The 23426-nt window shown below is 71.5% G+C and carries 13 protein-coding genes and 1 pseudogene; 10 read left to right on the plus strand and 4 right to left on the minus strand.

Features of this window, described 5'->3' with window-relative positions; translation table 11 throughout:
• Nucleotides 1-10: 10 nt before the first annotated feature.
• A complete protein-coding gene (locus ABZ464_RS42370; RefSeq protein ID WP_359287236.1) occupies nt 11-3691 on the minus strand; it encodes a S8 family serine peptidase in 3681 nt (1226 codons plus the stop codon).
• 269 nt (nt 3692-3960) lie between these two features.
• On the opposite strand from ABZ464_RS42370, the gene ABZ464_RS42375 reads away from it, so the two are divergent.
• The 4 genes from ABZ464_RS42375 to ABZ464_RS42390 all read left to right on the plus strand — a co-directional run bounded on the left by ABZ464_RS42375 (nt 3961) and on the right by ABZ464_RS42390 (nt 8513).
• The gene (locus tag ABZ464_RS42375; RefSeq protein WP_359287237.1) at nt 3961-4686 is read left to right on the plus strand and encodes a response regulator transcription factor; all 726 of its coding nucleotides are present in this window, start codon (nt 3961-3963) and stop codon (nt 4684-4686) included.
• Nucleotides 4683-6197 carry an ATP-binding protein gene (locus ABZ464_RS42380; protein WP_359287238.1) on the plus strand — a complete coding sequence of 505 codons (1515 nt, stop codon included), beginning with the start codon at nt 4683-4685 and terminating at the stop codon, nt 6195-6197. Before ABZ464_RS42375 ends, ABZ464_RS42380 begins: the two co-directional genes overlap by 4 nt.
• Before the next feature lie 64 nt (nt 6198-6261).
• Nucleotides 6262-7242 carry an aminoglycoside phosphotransferase family protein gene (locus ABZ464_RS42385; protein ID WP_359287239.1) on the plus strand — a complete coding sequence of 327 codons (981 nt, stop codon included), beginning with the start codon at nt 6262-6264 and terminating at the stop codon, nt 7240-7242.
• A gap of 200 nt (nt 7243-7442) precedes the next feature.
• A complete protein-coding gene (locus tag ABZ464_RS42390) occupies nt 7443-8513 on the plus strand; it encodes a lytic polysaccharide monooxygenase (protein WP_359287240.1) in 1071 nt (356 codons plus the stop codon).
• Nucleotides 8514-8576: 63 nt separating this feature from the next.
• On the opposite strand, the gene ABZ464_RS42395 is transcribed toward ABZ464_RS42390, so the two are convergent.
• Complete coding sequence (locus ABZ464_RS42395) at nt 8577-9569, minus strand: acetylxylan esterase (protein WP_359287241.1); 993 nt, start codon at nt 9567-9569, stop codon at nt 8577-8579.
• A gap of 228 nt (nt 9570-9797) precedes the next feature.
• Here ABZ464_RS42395 and ABZ464_RS42400 point away from each other — a divergent pair, with 228 nt between their 5' ends.
• Genes ABZ464_RS42400 through ABZ464_RS42425 form a run of 6 tightly spaced genes read left to right on the plus strand, consistent with a single transcriptional unit; the run spans nt 9798 to nt 17581 of the window.
• Nucleotides 9798-10784 carry an ABC transporter permease subunit gene (locus ABZ464_RS42400; protein ID WP_359287242.1) on the plus strand — a complete coding sequence of 329 codons (987 nt, stop codon included), beginning with the start codon at nt 9798-9800 and terminating at the stop codon, nt 10782-10784.
• Nucleotides 10778-11662 carry a carbohydrate ABC transporter permease gene (locus ABZ464_RS42405; RefSeq protein WP_359287243.1) on the plus strand — a complete coding sequence of 295 codons (885 nt, stop codon included), beginning with the start codon at nt 10778-10780 and terminating at the stop codon, nt 11660-11662. The genes ABZ464_RS42400 and ABZ464_RS42405 overlap by 7 nt, the downstream gene beginning before the upstream one ends.
• A 21-nt stretch (nt 11663-11683) precedes the next feature.
• Nucleotides 11684-13339: an extracellular solute-binding protein gene (locus ABZ464_RS42410; RefSeq protein WP_359287244.1), complete on the plus strand. Its 1656-nt coding sequence runs from the start codon at nt 11684-11686 to the stop codon at nt 13337-13339.
• Nucleotides 13336-14865: a xylan 1,4-beta-xylosidase gene (locus ABZ464_RS42415; protein ID WP_359287245.1), complete on the plus strand. Its 1530-nt coding sequence runs from the start codon at nt 13336-13338 to the stop codon at nt 14863-14865. The genes ABZ464_RS42410 and ABZ464_RS42415 overlap by 4 nt, the downstream gene beginning before the upstream one ends.
• Entirely contained in the window at nt 14862-15542 is a 681-nt protein-coding gene (locus tag ABZ464_RS42420) for a hypothetical protein (protein WP_359287246.1), read from the plus strand. The genes ABZ464_RS42415 and ABZ464_RS42420 overlap by 4 nt, the downstream gene beginning before the upstream one ends.
• Nucleotides 15539-17581: a beta-galactosidase gene (locus ABZ464_RS42425; RefSeq protein WP_359287247.1), complete on the plus strand. Its 2043-nt coding sequence runs from the start codon at nt 15539-15541 to the stop codon at nt 17579-17581. The genes ABZ464_RS42420 and ABZ464_RS42425 overlap by 4 nt, the downstream gene beginning before the upstream one ends.
• On the opposite strand, the gene ABZ464_RS42430 is transcribed toward ABZ464_RS42425, so the two are convergent.
• Nucleotides 17575-19530, minus strand: coding sequence for an alpha-glucuronidase (locus tag ABZ464_RS42430; RefSeq protein WP_359287248.1), 1956 nt, complete (start codon nt 19528-19530; stop codon nt 17575-17577). The genes ABZ464_RS42425 and ABZ464_RS42430 overlap by 7 nt on opposite strands.
• A pseudogene (locus ABZ464_RS42435) lies at nt 19527-23249 on the minus strand (GH92 family glycosyl hydrolase). The gene ABZ464_RS42430 and the pseudogene ABZ464_RS42435 overlap by 4 nt, the downstream one beginning before the upstream one ends.
• Between the last annotated feature and the right edge of the window lie 177 nt (nt 23250-23426).

Here is a 23426-nt window from a genome sequence, read left to right on the forward strand (position 1 = left end):
CCGCGCGGGGCTACCTCAGGCCGAAGGCCCGCACCACGGTCTGCTCGACCGCCGAGCCGTCCGCCGTGGCGGCCCGTACCCGCAGCGACACGTACCGCGCGCCCTTCGGGTGCCCGATCTCGGCCCTGGCACCGCGGACCCGGACCTCCTTCCAGGTCGCGCCGTCGTCGTAGGACACCCAGGCCCGCAGCTCACGGGCCCGCACACCGCCCGCCTGGTCCCGCACGGACAGCCCCAGCGCGGTCGTCCGCCCGGCCGGGACCCGGTTGAGCAGATCGAGGCCCTTGACGTCGTACCCGACCGAGAGCAGCGGCAGCGCGGTCGCCCGGTCCGTGTGCGCCGAGAGGAAGGTCCACTCGGTGTGGCTGCTCGTCGAGTACGCCGCCCAGCCGGCCGTCCGCCGGGTGTCCAGCACGAAGCGGTACGGCGTGGCGGCGGCCGGCACGTCGAAGGAGCCGGATCCGCCGGACGTCGCGTTCCCGACCGGCTGCCCGTCCGCGTACAAGGTGCCCCTCGCGGTGTCCTGCACGCCGTCCACGGAGCCGTAGTGCCCGGGTGTCGAGTCGCTCGACTCCGGTACGGCGAGGGTGAGTCTGTCGCCGTTGCGGGCGGAGACGCCGTACTGCGCGACGGCCGCCGGGCGGACCACCTGGCGCAGCCAGTCCTCGGCGGGCAGCTTCCCCGCCGTGCCGTAGGTCTCCACGGAGTCCCACAGCGGCTTGTTCGCCTGACCGTCGGGGTACACCGCGTGCCAGATGCGGGTGTCCGCCGAGACGTTGTAGTACTCGGTGCGCTCTGTGCCGAGGGGCAGGTCGTTCGTGGTCTCGATGTCGGCCGCCTGCCACGGCCGGTACCGGTACACGGTGTCCTTGGAGATCGCGCCCGCCGTCCCGCCGTAGTAACGCACCTTCTGGCGAACGGTGTTGGAGCCGTCCAGGCGGTAGGTCTGGTTCTCCGCTATCCCGCCGCTCTGCGGGAACATCACGCTGTAGACGTACGGGCTGACCGCGGTTCCGTCCAGGCTCAGCGTCACCTTCCGGCCGGTCCCCAGCTGCGCGGCGAGCCGCGCTCCCTCCTCACCGGTGGCGATCAGCAGCGGGATCGTCGCGCTCTTCACGGAGGCGATCCAGTAGCCGGGTGTCTTCCGGTACGCGATGACGTAACCGGCCCCGGCGGCCGTCGCGTTGGCGAGCGCCGCGTCCGGTGTCTCGCCGGCCGCCAGTCCGACCACCGCGGCCTTGCCCCGGACGTCGATCCCGGCGAAGTCGGCCGCGGTGCCGGCCCCGGCGTCCACCGCCCGGACGGTGTGGTGACCGTCGATCCGCACGGGGAAGCCGGTGGAGGTCTGCGCGTAGTCGAGCGCCGGCGCGTACGGGTCCGGACCGTTGACCCGCACCGTCAACTCCTTGGCGTACAGGCGGAACTTGGCGGAGAACTCGAAGGTGCCCTCGGTGACCTTCTCGGTCGGCGTCACATAGAGATGATCGGTCCAGAATCCCTGACTGTACGTCAGCCCGAAGGCGGTGCCGGGCCCTTCGCGGTGCCAGTTGGTGCTGAAGCCCTGGAACTCCGCGTTCTCCCTGGTCCGCGGCTGGATCTCGACCGCCTTGCGGGCGTCGAGGGCGACCTCCGTGTCCTCGCCGACCTTGATCTCCGGGTCGCCGACCACCGACGTGCCCACGGCCAGGCGTCCCGCGTCCAGCTCCGGGATCCAGGCGGCGACGGAGTACGTCCCGGCCGGCACCCGGAAGGTGTAGCCGCTGCCGATGAACCCGTAGGTGTCCGGGTAGGCGCCGTTCAGCTCCTGCAGCATGAAGATCGACGCGCCGGTGGACGGCTTGCCGCCCCGGTTCGTGAGCGAGACCTTCAGGGCGTAGGTCTTCTGCTGCTTCTCGAAGCCGACCCCCGTGGTGACCGTCACCCCGCCGGCGCTCGCCGTGACATGCCCCGAGTACCGGCCCGCGGCCTGCGCGGCCGGGTCCACGGTGACCGCCACGGTGGCGGTGCCCCGGGCCGGCACGGTCACGGTCCCCGCACCGGGAACGGCCGCGGCCAGCGTGGAGGAGAGCTTCAACTCCACCGCCTTGTCAGTGGTGTTGGTGTACGTGATGTCCTTGCCGCTCGCCGTGCCGTCACCGTCCTCGTACGACCCGAAGCTCAGCGTCGGCGTGGCGAAGACGCCCTGCCCGACGGCCCGTACGGCGTCCACGCGCCCGTCACCCTGCTCGAACACGGAGTCGCCCGGGTGCGTCTTCGCGGTACTGGCGAGATCCGCCTTGATCTGCTGCCCCGTCCAGTCGGGATGCGCCTGCGCGACCAGGGCCGCCGCGCCCGCGACATGCGGGGTCGCCATCGACGTCCCGCTCGCGGTCGTGTAGGAGGCGTCGACCGGCGTGCCCATGGAGGTGCCGGCGGCGCGGGCCGCCGTGATGGCCGCGCCCGGCGCGGTGATCTCCGGCTTGACCGCGGAGTCGCCGAGGCGTGGGCCACGGCTGGAGAACGAGGCGAGTGCGTCCGACCGGTCGACCGCGCCGACCGTCAGCGCCGAGTCGGCGATGCCCGGGGTGCCGAGGGTCCCGTCGGCGGGCCCGGAGTTGCCGGCCGCGATGACGAAGAGGGTGCCGGTGGCCGCGGACAGCTCGTCGACGGTCTCGCTCAGCAGGTCGGAGGGGCCCGAGGCGTCCCCGCCCAGCGACATGGAGACGATCTTCGCACCGGAGTGCGCCGCCCAGTCCATACCGGCGAGGAGCCAGGAGTCCTGGCCGTGGCCCGTGCCGTCCAGCACCTTGCCGACGAGCAGCTCGGCGCCGGGTGCCACCCCCTTGCGCCGCCCGTCCGAGGCCGCGCCCGAGCCGACGACCGTCGACGCGACATGCGTACCGTGGCCGTGACCGTCCTGCACCGTCTCGCCCGGCACGAAGCTCTCGGACTCCGCGATCTTCCCCGCGAGGTCCGGGTGACCGGTGTCCACCCCCGTGTCGAGGACCGCGACCTTCACACCGGTGCCGTCGTAGCCGGACTTCCACACCTCGGGCGCGCCGATCTGCGGCACGCTCACATCGAGGGACACCTCGACCCGGCCGTCCAGCCAGATCTTCCCGATGCCGTCACCGAGCACCTTCGCGGCCCGCGCGGTGGGTTCGGTGCCCAGCGGCGGGGCGACGTCCGCCCAGAAGGCGGTCGACTTGCGGGCGCTGAGCGCGGCCCCGTCGATCCCCGGTAACGCCAGCGTCCGGCGCGCCCCGTCGGGGACCTCGGCGCCCTTGTCGTACGTGGCGATCAGCGGGACGGTCCCGGTCAGCGCGTCGGAGTACCCCTGTTTCACCAGCCGGGTGACGTTGAACAGCGCCGGGTCGAGACGGCCCGCCTTGATCAGCGGGATCGCGTCCACCGGCAGGACGCTGACCTCGCCGTCGCGCTCGCTGGACAGAAAGGTGGCCGCCTCGCGTCCCGCGCCCCGCCGGACCTCGACGGCGTTCTTGCCGTCCGGGCCGGCGGTGAGCGTCACCGTGTCGCCGGTGACGAGGGTGACGGTCTGTGACGCGGGCGTACCTGTCCCGGCCGTGGCGGACACGCTCGTGGCGTCCCGCCCGGTGACCGGGGAGCCGGGACCGGCCGCCGCGGGCGCGATGGCCCCCGCGAGCAGTCCGGCCGCACCTGCCACGGCCCCGAGGGCGTGGAGTCTTCGCATGGGTGGACGTCCTCCCCTGAACGCGGAAAAACGCTTCCGCCCGGTGAGCGGAAGCCAGTGATCAGGGTGAACGCCGGGCCGAAAGCGGCTCAAGGGATTCAGCTGGCCGGTGCGTGCCAATGCCCCCTTCGGTCAAGGGAGTTGGTCGGTCGGATGACCGGGCGGACGGCCGCCGGCCGGGCCGGCGCGCACGGCCGCGCACCGTTTCGCACGGCTCCGGCTCAGTCGGAACACAGCCTTCCCTCAGCCAACCGGGACACGATCGGGACATGACTGGCATCTCCGGTAACCGAGGCGGACGGGTCCGCGTCCTGATCGTCGACGACGAACCGGCGCTCACCGAAGTGCTGTCCGTGGCCGTCACCGAGGCCGGCTGGCGCCCCTACCCGGTGCCCGACGGACACAGCGCGCTGCGCGAGGCCCGCCGCTGCGCCCCGCACGCCGTCGTCCTCGACGGCATGCTGCCCGACCTGGACGGCATCCAGGTCCTGCGCCGGCTGCGCTACGAGAACCCCGGGCTGCCCGTCCTCATGCTCACCGCCCGTGACGCCGTCGAACACCGCCTCGACGGACTCGAGAACGGCGCCGACGACTACGTCACCAAGCCCTTCTCCCTCCAGGAGGTCGTGCTGCGGCTGCGCGGACTGCTGCGCCGCTCCGGCGCCGAACGCGTCCGCGGCGAGGACTCCGTCCGCGTCCTCGGGGATCTGACGGTCGCCGCCGACTCCAGAGAGGTGCACCGCGGCGGCGCCGCCGTCGCCCTCACCGCCAAGGAGTTCGACCTGCTCAGCCTGCTGATGGAGCACCCCCGGCAGGTGCTGAGCAAGGCGCAGATCCTCGACCGGGTCTGGAGCAGCTGCTTCGACGGCGGCGGCAACCTCGTCGAGGTGTACATCTCCAGCCTGCGCCGCAAGATCGACCGGGGCCGCGCGCCCATGATCCACACCGTGCGCGGGCTGGGGTACGCCATCAGGCCGGTGGAGGACGGAAGATGAACGCCCACCGGTTCGGGGGCCGTTCCCTGCGCACCCGGCTGCTCCTCTTCATCACCGCCGTACTGATCGTCGTCTGCGCCGCGATGGCCCTCACCACCGTCTTCGCCCAACGTGCCTACCTGCTGGGCAACCTGGACGACCGGGTCACCAACGCGGCCGAGCGCAGCCTCGGCGGGGCCTCCCTCCACCCCGACCTCGCGAGCGATCTGACCTTCCTCCACGAGAGCGGCCACCCGGCCGGCATGCTCGCCGCCCGACTGGACGCCGACGGAAACGTCCTCGCGGCGGCGACGGTCGGCCAGGACGCCCCGCCCCAGCGCCTCAGCGACGCCCAGACGGCGGCGCTGTCGGGCGTCGACACCGACGGCTCGTTCCACACCCGGACCGTCCCCGGCCTCGGCACCTACCGCATCACCGCCGTCGAGAACCACGGCGTCCGCGTCCTCACCGGCCTCCCGATGGACGACGTCCAGCACATGATCGGCGGCCTGGTCGTCATCGAGGCCGTCGTCGCCGCGGCGGGCCTGACCACCGCCGGTGTCGTCTGCGCGGTCGTCATCCGGCGCCAGCTGCGCCCCCTCGGCCGGGTCGCCGCCACCGCCGTCGAGGTCTCGCACGCGCCGCTGTGCCGGGGCGAGGTCACCGCGCTCACCCGGGTCCCCGAACGCGACACCGACCCCGGCAGCGAGGCCGGCCAGGTCGGCGCCGCCCTCAACCGCATGATCGACCACGTCGAGTCCTCGCTCGCCGAACGCCAGCGCGGCGAGGAGCGGGTGCGCCGCAGCGAGGAACGCATGCGCCGCTTCCTCGCCGACGCCAGCCATGAACTGCGCACCCCGCTCGCCTCCATCGCCGGCTACGCGGAACTCATGAACCGCGGCACCGACCGCATCGAACCCGGCCTGGCCTGGCGCCGGGTGACCGCCGAGTCGGCCCGGATGACCGGCCTGGTCGAGGACCTCCTCCTGCTCGCCCGCCTCGACGAGGGCCGGCCGCTGCAGTCCGCCGAGGTCGACCTCGCCGCCCTGGTCGCCGAGGCGGTGTGGGACGCGCGGGCCGCGGGCGGGGGCCACGACTGGCAGCTGGAACTCTCCCTGGACGCCTCGCCGCTGGTCCTCGGCGACGAGGCCCGCCTGCACCAGGTGGTGGCCAACCTGCTGGCCAACGCCCGGGTGCACACCCCGGCCGGCACCCGGGTGCTGGCGACCGTGGAGGCCCGGGACGGCCTCGCCACCCTCCGCGTCCGCGACGACGGCCCCGGCATCCCGCCGGACCTGCTCCCCACCGTCTTCGAACGCTTCACCCGCGCCGACGCCTCCCGCGCCCGCGCCACCGCGGGCACCGGCTCGGGGCTCGGCCTCGCCATCGTCGCCGCGATCACCGCGGCCCACGGCGGCCGGATCGGCGTCCACAGCGAACCCGGCCGCACCGAGTTCACCGTCGAACTCCCCCTGACCGGCGACCTGGGCGCCGACACCCTGACCTGGAGTTCGCGGGCGTCGCTGCTGTGAGGCAGGTACGTCTGTATTCTGGTCGGCCGACTTTCGAACAGCGGCAGAAAAGGTGTCCTCCCCCATGCGGAACACGGGCGACTTCATCGCGGACCTGTACGGGCTCGGCCCCGGCCCCTGGACGATGACCCCCGTCACCCGTGGCGCGCTGGGCCAGATCTGGAAGCTGTCCGGGAACGGCTCCCACTGGGCCGTGAAGGAACTCATCTTCGCGCGCGAGGAACCCGTCGTCGAGGGGGAGGCCACCCTGCGCGACACCGCCGCGGGCCTCGGCGTCTCCGCGCCCCGCCTGATGCCCGCCCGCACCGGGTCCCATGCCGCGCGGCTCCCCGACGACCGGGGCGGTTCCTGGCTGAAGCTGTACGACTGGGTCGACGGCACCCCGGCCGACCCCGCCGACCCGGCGCTGCTCGACTGGTGCGGCCGGACCCTCGCCCTGCTGCACCGGGCGGGGGAGAGCGCGACCGACCTGCCCGTCGACTGGTACGAGGAGTGCTACCCGGAGGCCGACTGGGCGGACCTGCACGACAGGGTCCGCCGGGCCGCCCCGCCCTGGGCCGAGGCGCTGAGCCGGTGCGTCGCCGGCTCCCTCCCGGAGCTGACCCGCTTCGTCTCCCGGTCCGACCCCGCCGACCTGGTCGTCTCCCACCGCGACGTACAACCCCAGAACGTCCTGCTCACCGAGGCCGGCCCGGTCCTCCTCGACTGGGACAACGCCGGTCCGGTCGAGGCCCGCCGCGAGCTCGCCCATGTCGTGTTCGTGTGGTCGGGCGGCAACCACTTCCGCCCCGAGGCGGCCCGCCGGCTGTTCCGCGCCTACCGCGAGGCCGACGGCCCCGCCGTCCTCGACGACCTGAACTCCTTCTCGATGCTCTTCGCGACGGCCCTGAACTACGTCCACATCCAGGCCGCGAGCGCGCTCGACCCGGACGTCACCCCCGCCCAACGCGCGTTCGCCAGCGGCCAGACCACCACGGCCCTGAACACCCTCCCCGACCCGTCCGCGGTGACCCGCCTGCTGACCGAACTCAAGCCCGAACACTGACAGACCGTTTACAAGTCGGCCGTACGGCGCTACCTTCCGCCACAGGTGAGGTGGGAGCGCTCCCATATACGAGCCCCCGACGGACCGGAACCCGCCGGAGGTCCGAGGAGGGACCGCTCCCGCCTCGCGTACCCGCACCCCGCGCCACCACCCCCACCTGCACGGTCCGTACACGGAAGGACGGACTCGCCATGTCTGTCATGATCACGACAAAAGTGCAGCCCAGGGCCCGGTTACGCTCCCGGGCCCTCCTCCTCGTCCTCCTGGCCCTGCTGGCCACCGTCCCCGCCATCGGTCTGATCGTCACGACCGGCGGCCCGGCCGAGGCCCACGGGACCCCCATGAAACCCGGCAGCCGCACCTTCCTGTGCTGGCAGGACGCGCTGACCGACACCGGTGAGATCAAACCGGTCAACCCGGCCTGCAAGAACGCCCAGCAGGTCAGCGGCACCACGCCGTTCTACAACTGGTTCTCCGTGCTGCGCTCCGACGGCGCCGGCCGCACCCGCGGCTTCGTCCCCGACGGGCAGCTGTGCAGCGGCGGCAACACCAACTTCACCGGCTTCAACGCCGCCCGCGCCGACTGGCCGCTGACCCATCTCACCTCGGGCGCGACCGTCGACTTCTCCTACAACGCCTGGGCCGCGCACCCGGGCTGGTTCTACGTCTACGTCACCAAGGACGGCTTCGACCCGACCAAGACCCTCACCTGGGACGACATGGAGTCCCAGCCCTTCCTCTCCGTCGACCACCCGCCGCTCAACGGCTCCCCGGGCACGGTCGAGGCCAACTACTCCTGGACCGGGCAGCTCCCGGCGAACAAGTCCGGCCGCCACATCATCTACATGGTCTGGCAGCGCTCCGACAGCCAGGAGACCTTCTACTCCTGCTCCGACGTCGTCTTCGACGGCGGCAACGGCGAGGTGACCGGCATCCACGAGCCGGGCAACCCCAACGAGCCCGTCCCCGGCACCTGCACCGCCACCCGCCGCACCACCAACAGCTGGAACGGCGGCTACCAGTCCGAGGTGACCGTCACCAACTCCGGCGACGTCCCCATGCTCGGCTGGATGGTCGACTGGACCCTGCCCACCGGCCAGACGGTGAACAGCCTCTGGAACGGCAACGCCACCTACAACGGCCAGGCGGTGATGGTCCACAACGCCGACTGGAACGGCTCCCTGAGTCCGGGCCAGAGCACGACCTTCGGATACGTCGTCTCCGGCTCGGGAGGTGACAGCGCCACCAGCTTGCCCTGCCGGGTGGGCTGACCGGACCGGCACCGGGCGGACCCGGCGGGCGTGGGAGCGCCCACCGGGTCCGCGCCCGTCGGTCTATCCCCCCAACACCCCGGCCAGCCACAGCAGTTGCCGTCGGACCTGCTCCGCCTCGCCGCCCTCGTGCCCGTTGAACGGGTACGCGTGGATCTCCCGGCGCGGATCCGCGCCGGCGCTCAGCTCGCCGTACCGGTTGAAGGCCGCGTACACCCCGCTCGGCGGGCACACGGTGTCGCGCAGCCCGGTGCCGAAGTGGGCCGGGGCCTGGGCGCGGCGGGCGAAGGAGACGCCCTCCACGTAGGAGAGGGTGCGGTGGGCGGCCTGTTCGGCGCCGCGGTGCACCGCGAGGTACGCGGCGATCTCGCCGTAGGGACCGGCGTCGGTGAGATCCAGGGCGCGGCGGATCCCGCACAGCAGCGGGGCCGTGACCAGCACGGCGGCGAGGTCGGGCAGCAGACCCGCCACGGCCAGGGCGAGACCGCCCCCCTGGCTGTTGCCGACGGCCGCGATCCGGCCGGCGTCCACACCGGGCAGCGCGCGCAGGGCCGTGACCGCCCGGACGGCGTCCGTGATCAGCCGCCGGTAGTGGTAGTCCCGCGGGGCCCGCAGACCGCGGACGGCCGGGCCCGGGCCGCCGGGCGCCTGGGCGTGCGGATCGGGGGTGGCGCCGCCGTTGCCGTACTGGTCGCCCTGGCCGCGGTTGTCCATCAGCAGATGCGCGTACCCGGCGTTCACCCAGGTCAGCCGTTCGTGGGGGAGGCCACGGCCGCGGCCGTAGCCGGCGTACTCGACGACGGCGGGCAGCGGTTCACGGACCCCGGCCGGGCGGGAGTACCAGGCGCGGACCGGGTCGCCGGCGAAGCCGCGGAAGGTCACGTCCCAGGTCTCCGTCAGCCGCAGACCGGTCCCGACCGGGTCTGCCGACACCAACGCGTCGTACTGCGCGGCGTCCTTGAGGGTGTTCTGCCAGAACTCGTCGAAGTCGGCGGGCTCCTCGGGCAGGAACCGGTGGGTCTCCAGCTCGCTCGGCGGCAGGTCGAACGCGGGCACGAGGGCACCTCGCAGGAATCGGTCCGGACGGGGAAAGTTGCGGAGGCGTACAGGGCTGCGCCTCGAGGTTCTACCCCGTGCGCGGGTGGTCCCATGCCCGTCATCCGCCTCGGGCGTCTCGTGCCGCACCCATTGACAGCGCTTTCTGAGTGCCCCTAAGTTGCCGCGAAGTTACCGGTAAGAGCTCGAAAGTTTCGGTACCGCGTTCCCGTCACGGGAGGCCCGAGCATGAGCACCTCCACCACACCGGCCCCACCGCCAGGCACCCGGGAAGCGTCCCGGGCGCCCACCCGTCCCGACCCTCCGCCCCGGCGTCCCGGGTGGCGCAGAGCGCTGCGCCGGGACTGGCGGCTGTATTCGCTGGCCGTGCTGCCCCTGCTGTTCTTCCTGGTCTTCCGTTATCTGCCGATGATCGGCAACGTCATCGCGTTCCGCCGCTTCGAGCCGGGCGGCTCGATCCTGGGGGAGCAGTGGGTGGGGCTGCGCTATGTGCGCATGTTCCTGTCCGACCCCACCTTCTGGCAGGTCTTCCGCAACACCCTGTGGCTGGGCGCGCTGACGCTCCTCTTCTGCTTCCCGGTCCCGATCGTGCTGGCGCTGCTGCTCAACGAGGTCCGCCGACGCTCGCTGAAACGGTTCGTGCAGTCGGTGTCGTATCTGCCGCACTTCCTGTCGATCGTGATCGTCGCCGGGATCACCCTCCAGATGCTCGCCGTGGAAGGCCCGGTCAACCACGCCCTCGGCTGGTTCGGCCACGACCCGATCCGGTTCGTCCAGGAACCCGGCTGGTTCCGCACGATCTACGTCGGCTCGGAGATCTGGCAGACCGCCGGCTGGGGCACGATCCTCTACCTCGCCGCGCTCACCACGATCGACGAGGACCTCTACGAGGCGGCCCGCATCGACGGCGCGAACCGCTGGCAGCAGATCTGGCACGTCACCCTGCCCGGCATCCGCCCCACCATGATCACCCTGCTGATCCTCAACATCGGCACGTTCATGGCGGTCGGCTTCGAGAAGATCCTGCTGCTGTACAACGCGCTGACCTATCCGACGGCCGACGTGGTCTCCACCTACCTCTACCGCGCCGGCGTCGAGTCCAACAGCTTCAGCTACGCCGCCGCGATCGGCCTGTTCGAGGCGGTCATCGGGCTGGTGCTGGTCACCTCCGCGAACCAGCTGTCGCGCCGCACGGTGGGGACGAGCCTGTGGTGAGGCCGAGGCGGCGGGAGAGCCGCTCCTACCGGGTCTTCCAGGGCGTCAACGGGGTGGTCCTGACGCTGGTCGTCCTGGTGACCCTGTACCCGTTCGTCAACATCGTCGCCCGCTCCTTCAGCGGGGAGCGCCAGATCCGCGCCGGTGCAGTGACCCTGTGGCCCAAGGGGTTCAACCTCACCACGTACGACATCGTCTTCCACGACACGACGTTCTGGCGCAACTACGGCAACACCCTGCTCTACACGGTCGTGTCGACGGCCGTCGCCATGGCGCTGACGACCTGTTACGCCTACGTCCTGTCGAAGAAGCACCTCAAGGGACGCGGCGTCCTGGTCGGCGTCGCGGTGTTCACCATGTTCTTCAGCGGCGGTCTCATCCCCAACTACGTCCTGGTCACCAGCCTCGGCCTGAAGAACTCCGTGTGGGCGATCGCCCTGCCCAACGCGATCAGCGTCTTCAACCTGCTGGTGATGAAGGCCTTCTTCGAGGGGCTGCCCAGCGAGCTGGAGGAGGCCGCCGAGATCGACGGGCTGACCACGTACGGCATCCTGCTGCGGATCGTGCTGCCGCTGTCCAAGGCGGTCATCGCGACGATGGTCCTCTTCTACTCGGTGTCCTTCTGGAACTCCTGGTTCTCGGCCTATCTCTACATGGACCGCACCGAGCTCATGCCGGTCACCGTCTATCTGCGCAACATGATCGCGGGCGCCACCAACGGCGGCAACGCGGGCGCCGCCACCGAGCAGCTCAGCCAGGTCGGCGCGAACATCCAGGCGGTCACGATCGTGCTCACCTCGCTGCCCATCCTCTGCGTGTACCCGTTCGTCCAGCGCTACTTCGTCTCCGGCGTGATGCTCGGCGCCGTCAAGGGCTGAGCGCCCAACTAGGGAGTAACCGTGAAGAACGCAGGTCACCTGTCACGGCGTCAGATCCTGGCCGCCGCAGGGTTCGCCGGCCTCGCCGGTCTCACCGGCTGCGGCAGCGGCGACGACGGAGGGGACTCCAAGGACCTCTCCAAGAAGCGGGACGGCGCGATGCAGGAGTACCGCGCCGGCGAGCAGTTCAAGGCCGCGAAACCGCTGTCGTTCTCGGTGCTGCACAACAACAACCCCACCTACCCGCTGAAGAACGACTGGCTGTTCTGGAAGGAACTCACCCGCCGCACCGGCGTCACCCTGAAGCCGATCGCGGTCCCGCTGGCCGACTACGAGAAGAAGCGCAGCGTCCTCATCGGCGCGGGCGACGCCCCGTTCCTGATCCCCAAGACGTACCACCCCTCCGAGGTCGCCTTCGTCTCCTCGGGCGCGATCCTCCCTGTCAGCGAGTACGTGCATCTGATGCCCAACTTCCGTGACAAGGTGCGCAAATGGAAGCTGGAGCCGGAACTCGACTCCATCCGCCAGGCCGACGGCGAGTACTACCTCCTGCCCGGACTGCACGAGAAGGTCAAGTCGGGCTACTCGCTGTCGCTGCGCACCGACGTCCTGGAGAAGCTGGGGCTGGCCCTGCCCACCACCTGGGACGAGGTGTACGAGGTCTTCCGGGCGATCCGCGCCGAGTACCCCGACCGCTATCCGCTCTCCGACCGCTGGAGCATCAACACCCCCTACCCGGCGGCCGCGTTGACGAGCTACCTGGGCCAGGCGCACGGCGTCAGGGCGGGCTGGACGTACGACAACATCAGCTGGGACGCGAAGAGGGACGCCTTCGTCTTCACCGGCGCCTCGGACGGCTACCGCCAGATGGTCGAGTATCTGGGCAAGCTGGTCGCCGAGAAGCTGATCGACCCCGAGAGCTTCACCCAGACCGACGACGACGCGGTGCAGAAACTGCTCGGCGAGAAGTCCTTCGCGATCAGCGCCAATCCCCAGGAGCTGGTCCAGAACTACCGCTACAACCTGGAGAAGCAGGTCAAGGGCGCGAAGATCGAGATGGTGCCGGTGCCGCTCGGCCCGGCCGGCCCGGTGGTGATCGGCGGAGCCCGGCTGGAGAACGGCGTCATGATCTCCAGCAAGGCCCTCAAGAGCGACACCTTCGTCGCCATGATCCAGTTCGTGGACTGGCTCTGGTACTCAGACGAGGGCCAGCGCTTCGCCAAGTGGGGCGTCCAGGGCACGACGTACACCTCCTCGGGCGACACCTACGAACTGAAGCCCGGCATCAGCCTGATGGGCTCCGACCCGGACGCGCCGAAGGACCTCCAGAAGGACTACGGCTTCTTCAACGGCGTCTTCACCTACGGCGGCAGCTGGGCCCTGGTCTCCTCCTCCTTCGGCCCCGACGAGAAGAAGTTCCAGGACGCCATGGCCCAGCGCGCCCAACTCCCCATCGGCCCCGCCCATCCACTGCAGTCCGTGGAACAGGAGCAGGCCACCCTCTGGGACACCCCGCTGCGCGACCACGTCGTCCAGAACACCCTCAAGTTCGCCCTCGGCAAGCGCCCGCTGTCCGAATGGGGCGCCTACGTCACCGAGTTGAAGGCGAAGAACATGGACCGGCTCGTCGACCTGCACAACAAGGCACGCGACCGCTTCGCGAAGGAGAACGGGTGATCCGCGTCCCCGCCGCACCGGCCGGCCGGCTCTCCGACTCCTGGCGGACCTGCGTCGGCACCGGCCGTGTCGAACTCGCCCTGCGCCGCGACTACCAGGACTCCCTCGCCCTCCTCCAGCGCGACATCGGCTTCCGGCACATCCGCGGCCACGGCCTGCTCAGCGACGGCATGGGCGTCTACCGCCCCTACGAGCACCGGTGCGCCCGCCTCGTCCACCACTCCTTCACCTACGTCGACCAGGTGATCGACGCCTATCTGGCGCTGGGCATCCGTCCCTTCCTCGAACTCGGCTTCATGCCACAGGAGTTGGCGTCCGGCGACCAGACTGTCTTCTGGTGGCGGGGCAACGTCACCCCGCCCCGCTCGCACCGCGAGTGGGCAGACCTGGTCCGCGCGACCCTGCGCCACCTCGTGGACCGCTACGGCGTCGACGAGGTGCGCACCTGGCCGATCGAGGTGTGGAACGAGCCCAACCTCACCGACTTCTGGCAGGGCGCGGACGAACAGGCGTACCACCGGCTGTACGAGGTGACCGCGCACACCGTGAAGGAGGTGGACGCCGGGCTCCAGGTCGGCGGCCCCGCGATCTCCCCGGGCGCCGACGACTGGCTGGACCGGTTCGCCGAGTTCGCCGCCCACCGCGAGGTGCCCGTCGACTTCGTCTCCAAGCACGCCTACACCTCCGGCCCCGCCCGGCACGTGCCGTTCGGCGTCCACCAGACCCTGGCCCCGGCGACCGACCTGCTCGACCAGTTCGCCACCCCGCGGGACCGCCTCAAGGGCACCCGGTTGGCCGAACTCCCGGTGCACATCACGGAGTTCAACTCCTCCTACCGCCCCGACAACCCCGTCCACGACACGGCCTTCCACGCCGCCTATCTGGCCCCCGTGCTGGCCCGGGGCGGAGAGTTCGTCGACTCGTTCTCCTACTGGACGTTCAGCGACATGTTCGAGGAGGAAGGGGTCCCCACCGCCCTCTTCCACGGCGGCTTCGGGCTGCTCACCCACCGGCAGGTCCGCAAGCCCGTCTACCACCTGTACGCCTTCATGGCCCGGATGGGCGCCGATCTGCTCGCCCGGGGCGACGACCATCTCGTCACCCGCCACGAGGACGGCCGGGTCACCGTCCTCGCCTGGGCGCCGGTCGATCCGACCGGGGAGACGGAGGGGCCCGAGGGACACGTGCTGCGGCTGTCTCTGCCGGTGTCGGTGGGCGGGGACGGGGGCGGCGAAGGCGAGGTATTCGTTCGCCGGTCGACCGTAGACGATGAACGGGGTAACGCATACACGGCCTGGCGGCACATGGGCAGCCCCCGCTCGCCGCGCCGCGACCAGCTGGACGTCCTGCACGAGGCCGCCGAGCCCGCCCGCACCCACCGCCGCCTCCCCGTCCGGGACGGCCGCACCGACCTGGACCTGACCCTGGCCCGGCACGAGATCACCCTCGTCGAACTGACCCCGGTCATCGACGAGACCCCACCGTGGTGGGACGAGAGGCGACTGCTCGGCCGGGAGCCGGCATGAGCGCGACGGCGACCGACTTCGGCGCCGGAGTCCTCTCCCGTGCCGCCGCCCTGGTCCACACCCTGCTCACCGTCGAGGCCCTGTTCCTCGCGGCGACCGCCCCCGGTCTCGTCGGCCTGCTCCTCCTCGGCCCCGACCCCGCCAACCTGCCCCTCGCGGCGCTCTGTCTGCTGCCGCTCGGGCCGGCCGCCTCCGCCGCGCTGTACGCCCTCCACCACCGCAGCCGCGACCTCACCGATCTGCACCCGGCCCGCGTCTACGGCCGGGGCTGGCGCCTCAACGCGGTCCCCGCCCTGAAGCTCTGGACGCCCCTGCTGGCCTGGCTGACGGTGATCGCCTTCACCCTCACCCACTTCTCCGCCACCGGCCTGCCCCGCTGGTGGGCGGCCCTGCTCGCGCTGATCGGCGTGGCCTGCCTGCTCTGGGGCGCCCACGCCCTGCTCCTCACCTCGCTGTTCACGTTCCGCGCCCGGGACACCGCCCGCCTCGCCGCCTACTTCACGGTCCGGCACGGGAAGGCCACCCTGGCCGTCGCCTCCCTGCTCGTCCTCGCCGCCGGTCTGACCGCCCTGCTGACCGAGGCCCTGCCCGCCCTGCTCGCCGCCCCGCTGCTGCTCTCCCTGCTGCACGCCGGCCGCCCGGTGATCGCCGAGACCGAGGAGGACTTCACCGTATGAGCCAGCCCGGCCAGACCCCTCCGAGACTCCCGCGCACCCCCAAGATCCCCTACGGCGGCGACTACAACCCCGAGCAGTGGCCGGAGCAGGTCTGGGACGAGGACCACCGACTCTTCACCCGGGCCGGCATCGACACCCTCACCGTCGGCGTCTTCACCTGGTCCCTCACCCAACCCGCCGAGGACCGCTACGACTTCACCGTCCTCGACGGCATCCTCGACCGTGCCGCCGCCGAGGGCCGCCAGGTCTGCCTCGCCACCGGCACCGCCGCCCTTCCGCCCTGGCTGGCCAAGGCCCACCCCGAGGTCAACCGCACCGACTTCGAGGGCCGCCGGCACCGCTACGGCCAGCGCCACAACTTCTGCCCCAGCTCACCCGCGTACCGCAGGCTCGCCACCGCCCTGGCCGACCGCCTCGCCGAACGGTACGCGCACCACCCGGCGTTGCTGGCCTGGCACATCAACAACGAGTACGGCGGCGCCTGTTACTGCGAACGGTGCGCCGAGGCATTCCGGGGCTGGCTGCGCGACCGGCACGGCACCCTGGACGCCCTCAACGACGCCTGGTGGACCACCTTCTGGTCGCACCGGTACACCGACTGGGACCAGATCGAGCCGCCCAGCGCCCTCACCGAGCACTGGCGGGGCCCCGACCACACCGCCTTCCAGGGCATCACCCTCGACTACCAGCGGTTCATGACCGATGCCCTGCTCGGCTGCTTCACCGCCGAGAAGGAGGCGATCCGCGCCCACGACCCGGACACCCCCGTCACCACCAACCTCATGGGCGCCTACCGTCCGCTGGACTACCACCGCTGGGCGTCCCACCTCGACTTCGCCTCCTGGGACAACTATCCGCCGCTGGACGCCCCGCCCACCCGCGCGGCCCTCGCCCACGACCTGATGCGCGGCCTCAAGGACGGCACCCCCTTCTGGCTGATGGAGCAGACCCCGTCCACCACGGCCTGCCGTGACGTCAACCCCCTGCGCCGGCCGGGCGAGTTGCGGCTGGCGACCTTCCAGGCGATCGCCCACGGCGCCGACGCGGCCCTCTACTTCCAGATGCGCGCCTCCCGCGGGGCCTGCGAGAAGTACCACGGCGCGGTCATCGGCCACGCGGGCCGCGACGACACCCGTGTCTTCGGCGAAGTGGCCGACATAGGCCGGGAGTTGGAGGCGATCGGGGCCGCCACCCTGGGCGCCCGGACCCCCGCCCGCACCGCCCTCCTCTTCGACTGGGACAGCTGGTGGGCCCTGGAGATCTCCGACGGCCCCTCCCGCCTGGTCCGCTACCTGGACGTCGTGCACTCCTACTACCGGGCGGCCCGCGAGGCCGGCGCCGACGTGGACGTCGTGCCCGTCACCGCCGACCTCACCCCCTACGACGTCGTCCTCGCCCCCGTCCTGCACCTGATCAAGGGAGACCTGGCCGAGCGGCTGGAGGAGCTGGCCCGGCGCGGCGGCACCGTCCTCGCCACCTTCCTCACCGCCCGCTCCGACGCACACGACCGCGCCTTCCTCACCGACGTCCCCGGCCCCCTGGCCCCGCTCCTGGGCATCCGGGTCGACGAGTGGGACGCCCGCCCCGAGGACGTCGTCCAGCCCGTCGACCTCGAGGGCACGCTGCACGAGGCGCGGCTGGTCTTCGAACTGGTGCGGCTGCGCGGCGCCGAAGCCGTCGGCACCTACGGCGCGGACTTCTACGAGGGCACCCCGGCGGTGACCCGGCACGCCTTCGGCGCGGGCGAGGGCTGGTACGTGGCCACGGCCCTCGACCAGCCCGGCGTGGACCGGGTGGTCCGCTCCGTCCTCTCCCGGCACGGCCTGATCGGACCGTACATCGCATACAGCGGACTGGAGACCGCATACCGTACGGCGCCGGACGGCACCCGTCTGCTGTTCCTCCTCAACCACACCACCCGCCCGGTCCGCCCCAGCGCCCACGCCGCCGCCACCGACCTCCTCACGGGCAAACCGATGGCGAAGGGCGAGCCGCTCCCGCTCGACCCGCTCGGCGTGGCCGTCCTGCGGCTTCAGTAGATGATCCGCCCGTGCGCGTCCGGCACCCCGGACTTGCGCAGGAAGTAGCTGTTGAGCTGGTCCCGCCACTCCCGGGCACCGCGCACCTGCTCCTCGAACAGCTCCGCCACCCGCCCGTGCCGGGCCGGTTCCACCAGGCCGTCGAGGCCCGCCCACACCCGGCGGGCCTCCTCGGCCTCCTCGACCCCCTCGAACCGGGTGTCGTAGATGTGCTGGATCACGGTCTTCCCGCTCCTGAGCACATGCCCGTACGGCACATGGTGGAAGAACAGCAGCAACTCGTCGGGACAGCTCGCGACGGACTCGTACACCTCGGCCCACGCCTTGGCGTACTGGGCCGCGTACCCCGTCCCGGTCGCCGCGCTGCGGTCGACGCCGACACCGTCGCGGTCCGCGAAGTGGTAGGTGCCCCACGGGCTGTACTCGTAGCCGTCGACACTCGGACCGTAGTGATGCCCCGGCTGCACCATGAAGCCGACGCCCAGCGGGGCCGTGTACTTCTCGTACGTCCGCCAGGAGCCGTCCAGCACCGCGTGCAGCCCCTCGACCAGCCCCTCCGGCGCGCCCGGGAACGTCAGGCCGATCCACTCGTCGAGGACGCGGTCCGGGTCGGCGTCGGGCCGCCAGGCCAGCCGGCCGAACGTGTAGAGGTTCGCCTGGGCCAGCGGATGCCCCGTCCAGAACGGATCGTCGCCCACGTTCGACACGGCGACGAGATCACGCGCCGACTCGCCCACGCTCGGTCCGGTCCCGCCCTCCGGCCGGAACCGCAGCAGCTCGCTCCACATCGGCCCGAGCCAGCACACGTGGCGCTGCTGTCCGGTGTACTCCTGCGTGGCCTGCACCTCCACCGCCAACCGCGTGTGCGGCAGCGCCCCGAGCACCGGTGAGACCGGCTCGCGCACCTGGAAGTCCATCGGCCCGTGCTTGACCTGGAGCACCGCGTTGCCGGCGAACTCCCCGTCCAGCGGGGCGAAATGGTCGTACGCCGCCCGGGCCCGGTCCGTCGTGCGGTCGCGCCAGTCCTGCCGGTGGTCGTAGACGAAGGCCCGCCAGTGCACCGTGCCGCCGTACGGGGCGAGCGCGCCGGCCAGCAGGTTCGCTCCGTCCGCGTGACTGCGCCCGTAGGTGAACGGCCCCGGTTGGCCCTCCGAGTCGGCCTTCACGACGAACCCGCCGAAGTCGGGGATCGCCTCGAACACCCCGCGTACGGCCCCCGCCCACCACTCCCGCACCGCCTCCTGAAGCGGATCGGCGGTGGACAGCCCGCCGAGCACGACCGGAGCGGCGAAGGTCACCGACAGATGCGTCCGGATGCCGTACGGCCGCAACTCGGCGGCGATCGCCGCGACGTCACCGATCCGGTCGGTCAGCAGCCGTGCCTCGACGGCGTGCACATTGACGTTGTTGACGCACACGGCGTTGATCCCGCAGGCGGCGAGCAGCCTCGCGTACGCCCGGACGCGCGCGAAGTCCTCCCGCGCCCGCCCGTCCCGCCAGAACAGCGAACCGCCCGCGTAGCCGCGCTCCACCTGGCCCATGACCGGGTGCACGGCCACGTTGTCCCAGTGGTCGAGCATCCGCAGGGTCGTCGCCGGACGGTGGGTCTCGCGGGGGAAGGCGCCCGAGAACGCCTTCTCGCCGAGCCGTACGACCTGGAACAGCCCGTACAGCAGCCCGCGTTCGCCGCCGGCGATGACCGTCGTCGTGCCGCCGTCGCGGTCGATCGTGAACTCCTCCTCGCCGACCCCGGGTTCGCTGCCGGTCACCTCCAACAGCAGGTCGTACGCGCCGTCGTGGACGACCTCCCCGCCGAACCGCACGCAGGCGTCGGACACTTCACGGCGCACGGTGTCGACCAGGCGGCCGGAGCCCCGGATCAGGGTGCGCCGCGCCCCCAGCGGCCGAAAGGCCTCCGGGGGCAGCCAGCAGGGATCGATCCCGTTCAAGACAGCAACTCCACCTCGGACAGACGGACTTCGCCGTCGAACACCAAGCGGTACCTCGCGTACCTACCCGGCGACCCCACACCGAACGCCCGCGTCTGCCGGTCCCAGGCGAAGCTCTGCCCGCTGCGGCGGTCCAGGGTCTTCCACGTCGTCCCGTCGGCGGAGCCCTCCAGCCGCCAGCCCGTGGGCGCCTTCGCCCGCTCGGCGGAGGTCAGCGTGTACTGCACGGCCTTCGCGGCGCCACCCCCGGTCGGCAGCCCGACGGCGTCGGACACCGTCGCGGCCGTGTCGGAGGTGTTGTCGGCCAGGGCGCCGGAGCCGGTGAGCACATCGGTGCGGGGCGAGGGCACCTTGTCGTCACGGGTGACCGACACGGGTGCCGCGTCCTTCCCGCTGCCCCAGGACGAGGGGCGCGCACCCATGGCGAACTCCAGGGTGGCGCCCTGGGCGAGCAGCGAGTGGGGCAGTGAAGTCGACGTCCAGGTACGGCCGTTGACCTTCAGGCCCTGCACGTACACGTTCCGCGCGCTGTTCTTCGGGGCCTTCACGACCAGGTCCCTGCCGTTCTCCAGGTGCACGGTCGCCTTCGTGAACAGCGGAGAGCCGACGGCGTACTCGCCACCGCCCATCACCAGCGGGTAGAAGCCGAGCGCGGAGAACAGGTACCAGGCCGACTGCTCGCCGTTGTCCTCGTCGCCGTGGTAGCCCTGCCCGATCGAGCTCCCGGTGTAGAGCCGCGCCAGCACCTCGCGGACCTTCGCCTGGGCCTTCCAGGGCTGTCCGGCCGCGTCGTACATGTAGAGCGTGTGGTGGGCGACCTGGTTGGAGTGCCCGTACATGCCCATCCGGACGTCCCGGGCCTCCGTCATCTCGTGGATGACCCCGCCGTAGGAGCCCGCGAACTCGGGCGAGGCGGTCTCGGGGGTCGCGAAGTACGTGTCGAGCTTCTGCGCCAGGCCGGCCCGGCCGCCGTACAGGTTGGCGAGGCCCCGGCTGTCCTGCGGTGCGGTGAAGGCTTAGCCCCAGCCGTTGGTCTCGGTGTAGTCGTAGCCCCACACACGCGGGTCGTACTGCGACGACTCGACGCGCCAGTCGCCGTCCTCGTCCCGGCCCTGGAAGAAGCCCGCCCGGGTGTCGAACAGGTTCACGTACCCCTGGGCGCGGTTGAGGAAGTACGCCGACTCCTCCGCGTACCGCTTCTCGCCGGTCTTCCGGTACAGGGCCTGGCCCATGCGGGCGATGCCGTAGTCGTTGAGGTAGCCCTCCAGCGCCCAGGACAGGCCCTCGTGGGTCGCCGTGCTCGTGTAGCCGAGGAAGGGGGAGGTCGCCATGCCCTTGCGGCCCACGCCCGAGGACGGCGGTACGACGGTCGCGTTCTTCAGGGCCGCCTCGTAGGCCGCCTTCGCGTCGAAGCGGACGCCCTTGACATAGGCGTCGGCGAAGGCGACGTCCGAGGAGGTGCCGGTCATCAGGTCGGCGTATCCGGGGGAGGACCAGCGCGAGGTCCAGCCGCCGTCCTTGTACTGCTGTACGAAACCGTCGGTCAGCACCCCGGCCTGAGTGGGCGTCAGAAGCGCGTACGCCGGCCAGGTCGTCCGATAGGTGTCCCAGAAGCCGTTGTTGACGTACACCTTGCCGTCCACGATCTTCGCGCCGGTGTGCGTCGGGGTGTCCTGGCTCTCCATCGGGGAGAACGGCGAGGCGTACCGGTACGTCGAACCGACCTTCTCGAACCCGGAGTTGGGATACAGGTACAGCCGGTAGAGGCTGGAGTAGAGGGTCGTCCGCCGGTCCGGGGTGGCCCCCTCGACCTCGACCTTGCCGAGGAGCGCGTCCCACTGCTGCTGCGCCCGCCGCTTCACCGTGTCGAAGCCGGTGCCGGGCGGGATCTCCTGGCGCAGGTTGTCCTTCGCCTGGTCGAGGCTGATCAGCGAGGTCGCCAGCTTCAGGGTGACCGTCCGGTCGGCGCCCGCGTCGAACCGCAGATAGCCCTTCACCCCGCTCGACGCCCCGTCCGTGACCGGCGCGTCGAACTCGCCGTACACGAACAGCCGGGTCGCGCCCGTCGACAGGCCGGACTTCACGTCCGAGTAGCCGGTGACGACCCCGGAGGACCGGTCGAGCGTCAGTCCCGCCTGGTCGGTGACGTTGTCGAACAGGACGCTCGCGTCGGAGCCCGGGTAGGTGAAGCGCAGGACGGCCGCGTGGTCGGTGGGCGCCATCTCCGCCGTGACACCGTTCTCGAAGCGGACCCCGTAGTAGTACGGCCGCGCGGTCTCCTCGGAGTGCCGGAAGGCCAGCGCCCGGGCCGTGCGCCCGGTGTCCGGGACGCCCGCCGCGGCCGACGGCATCACCTGGAAGGTCTGCCGGTCACCCATCCACGGGCTGGGCTCATGGCTCGCGCTGAACGCCTGGATCGTGGGCAGATTGTCCGCGTTGTTCCCGCGTGCGTAGTCGTACAGCCAGCTCAGCGAGGAGGCGTTCGTCACCGGGGTCCAGAAGTTGAACCCGTGCGGCACGGCCGTCGCCGGGAAGGTGTTGCCCCGCGAGAAGCTCCCGCTGGAGTTCGTCCCGCGCGTGGTCACCGCGTAGTCCGACAGATGCGCCTGCACCGGCTCCGGCGCCACCGCGCGCAGCGCGAGGTCGTCCACCCAGCCCCGGAACCGCGCGGGGCCGCCGGGGGAGTCGTACGCCACCAGGATCCGGTCGACCGTCTTCCCGGCGGCCACCGAGCCGATCGCCGACTCCACGTCGTTCCACTGGTTGACGTACAGCCCCTTCGCCGCGCCCTGCCCGCGCGGCGACAGCGGGAAGCCGTGCTGGTCCACGGCCCCGAGCCCGCTGAGATACGTCCCGTCGGTGAACGCCAGGTCCACCGAGACGTTCGTCGCCGCGTAGTCCCGCTCACCGTCGGCGAGCTGCGGGAAGATCCGGTACGCCAGCCGGGTCCGGGCGCCGACCCGGACGTTCACGTCGAAGACCTTGTTGTACGAGTACGCCCGGCCGGAGGCGGTGTGGCGCCCGGCGTACCGCAGCGCCCGCGTCCCCGTGAAGCCGGCGCGCGCCTTCGCGGTCGGGGAGCCGCTCGGGCCGCGGTCGACGACGGTGAGCATGTCCGGCGGCACCGGCCCGTCGCTCCCGCCCGTCGCGAGCCGCAGATCGGCGAGCTGGAGGATGTCGGCGCCGTGGTTCTTCGTGATGTCCAGCCGGAAGTGCCGGTACTCGGCCGGGGCCGCGAGGGTGTACGTCCTCGTCTGGAAACGCTCGGTGAAGTCCTCGCCGGAACGGCTGTCGAGGACCGTCCAGCCGGTGCCGTCCGCCGAACCGCTCAGGGTCCAGTCGGCCGGGTCGCGTTCGGCGACGTCGTTGGCGGAGGTGAGCGCGTACGTGGTCACCGCCGCCGGGGCGTCCAGGTCGAACTCGGCCCAGCCGGTGGCCGAGAACGTCAGCCACTTGGTGCTCGACTCGCCGTCGGCCAGGTTCTCCTTCATCTCGCCGCCCCCGGTGTTCTCGGCGCTCGCCCGGACCTGTGTGACCCGGTCGGTCACCTCACCGGGCAACTCCGTGGCATGGCCGCCGTCGACCCCCGAGGCCCGCTCCGGCGTGCTGGTCCAGTCCGGGGCTGGCTGGCCGGCCTCGAACGAGGACGCGAACGCCCGGGCGGGAGGCGGGAGGTGCGCCGACCGGGCGACCGCCGTCCCCGGAGCGCCGACCGTCATGACGAGGGCGGCCGTGATCGCCACCGCGCGTAACCGTCCGAACCACTGCATGCGTGAGCATCCTCCCCGCCCGGACCAGGGCACTCGGACAACGTTGTCCTGTGTGGTGCGCAGCCCTCAGTAGGGGGCCAAGTGAGGGGTGATGTCAAGGATGTTGATTGCGCCGGACGGGGCACA

It is taken from the genome of Streptomyces sp. NPDC005820 (assembly GCF_040630255.1).
Classification (GTDB): domain Bacteria; phylum Actinomycetota; class Actinomycetes; order Streptomycetales; family Streptomycetaceae; genus Streptomyces.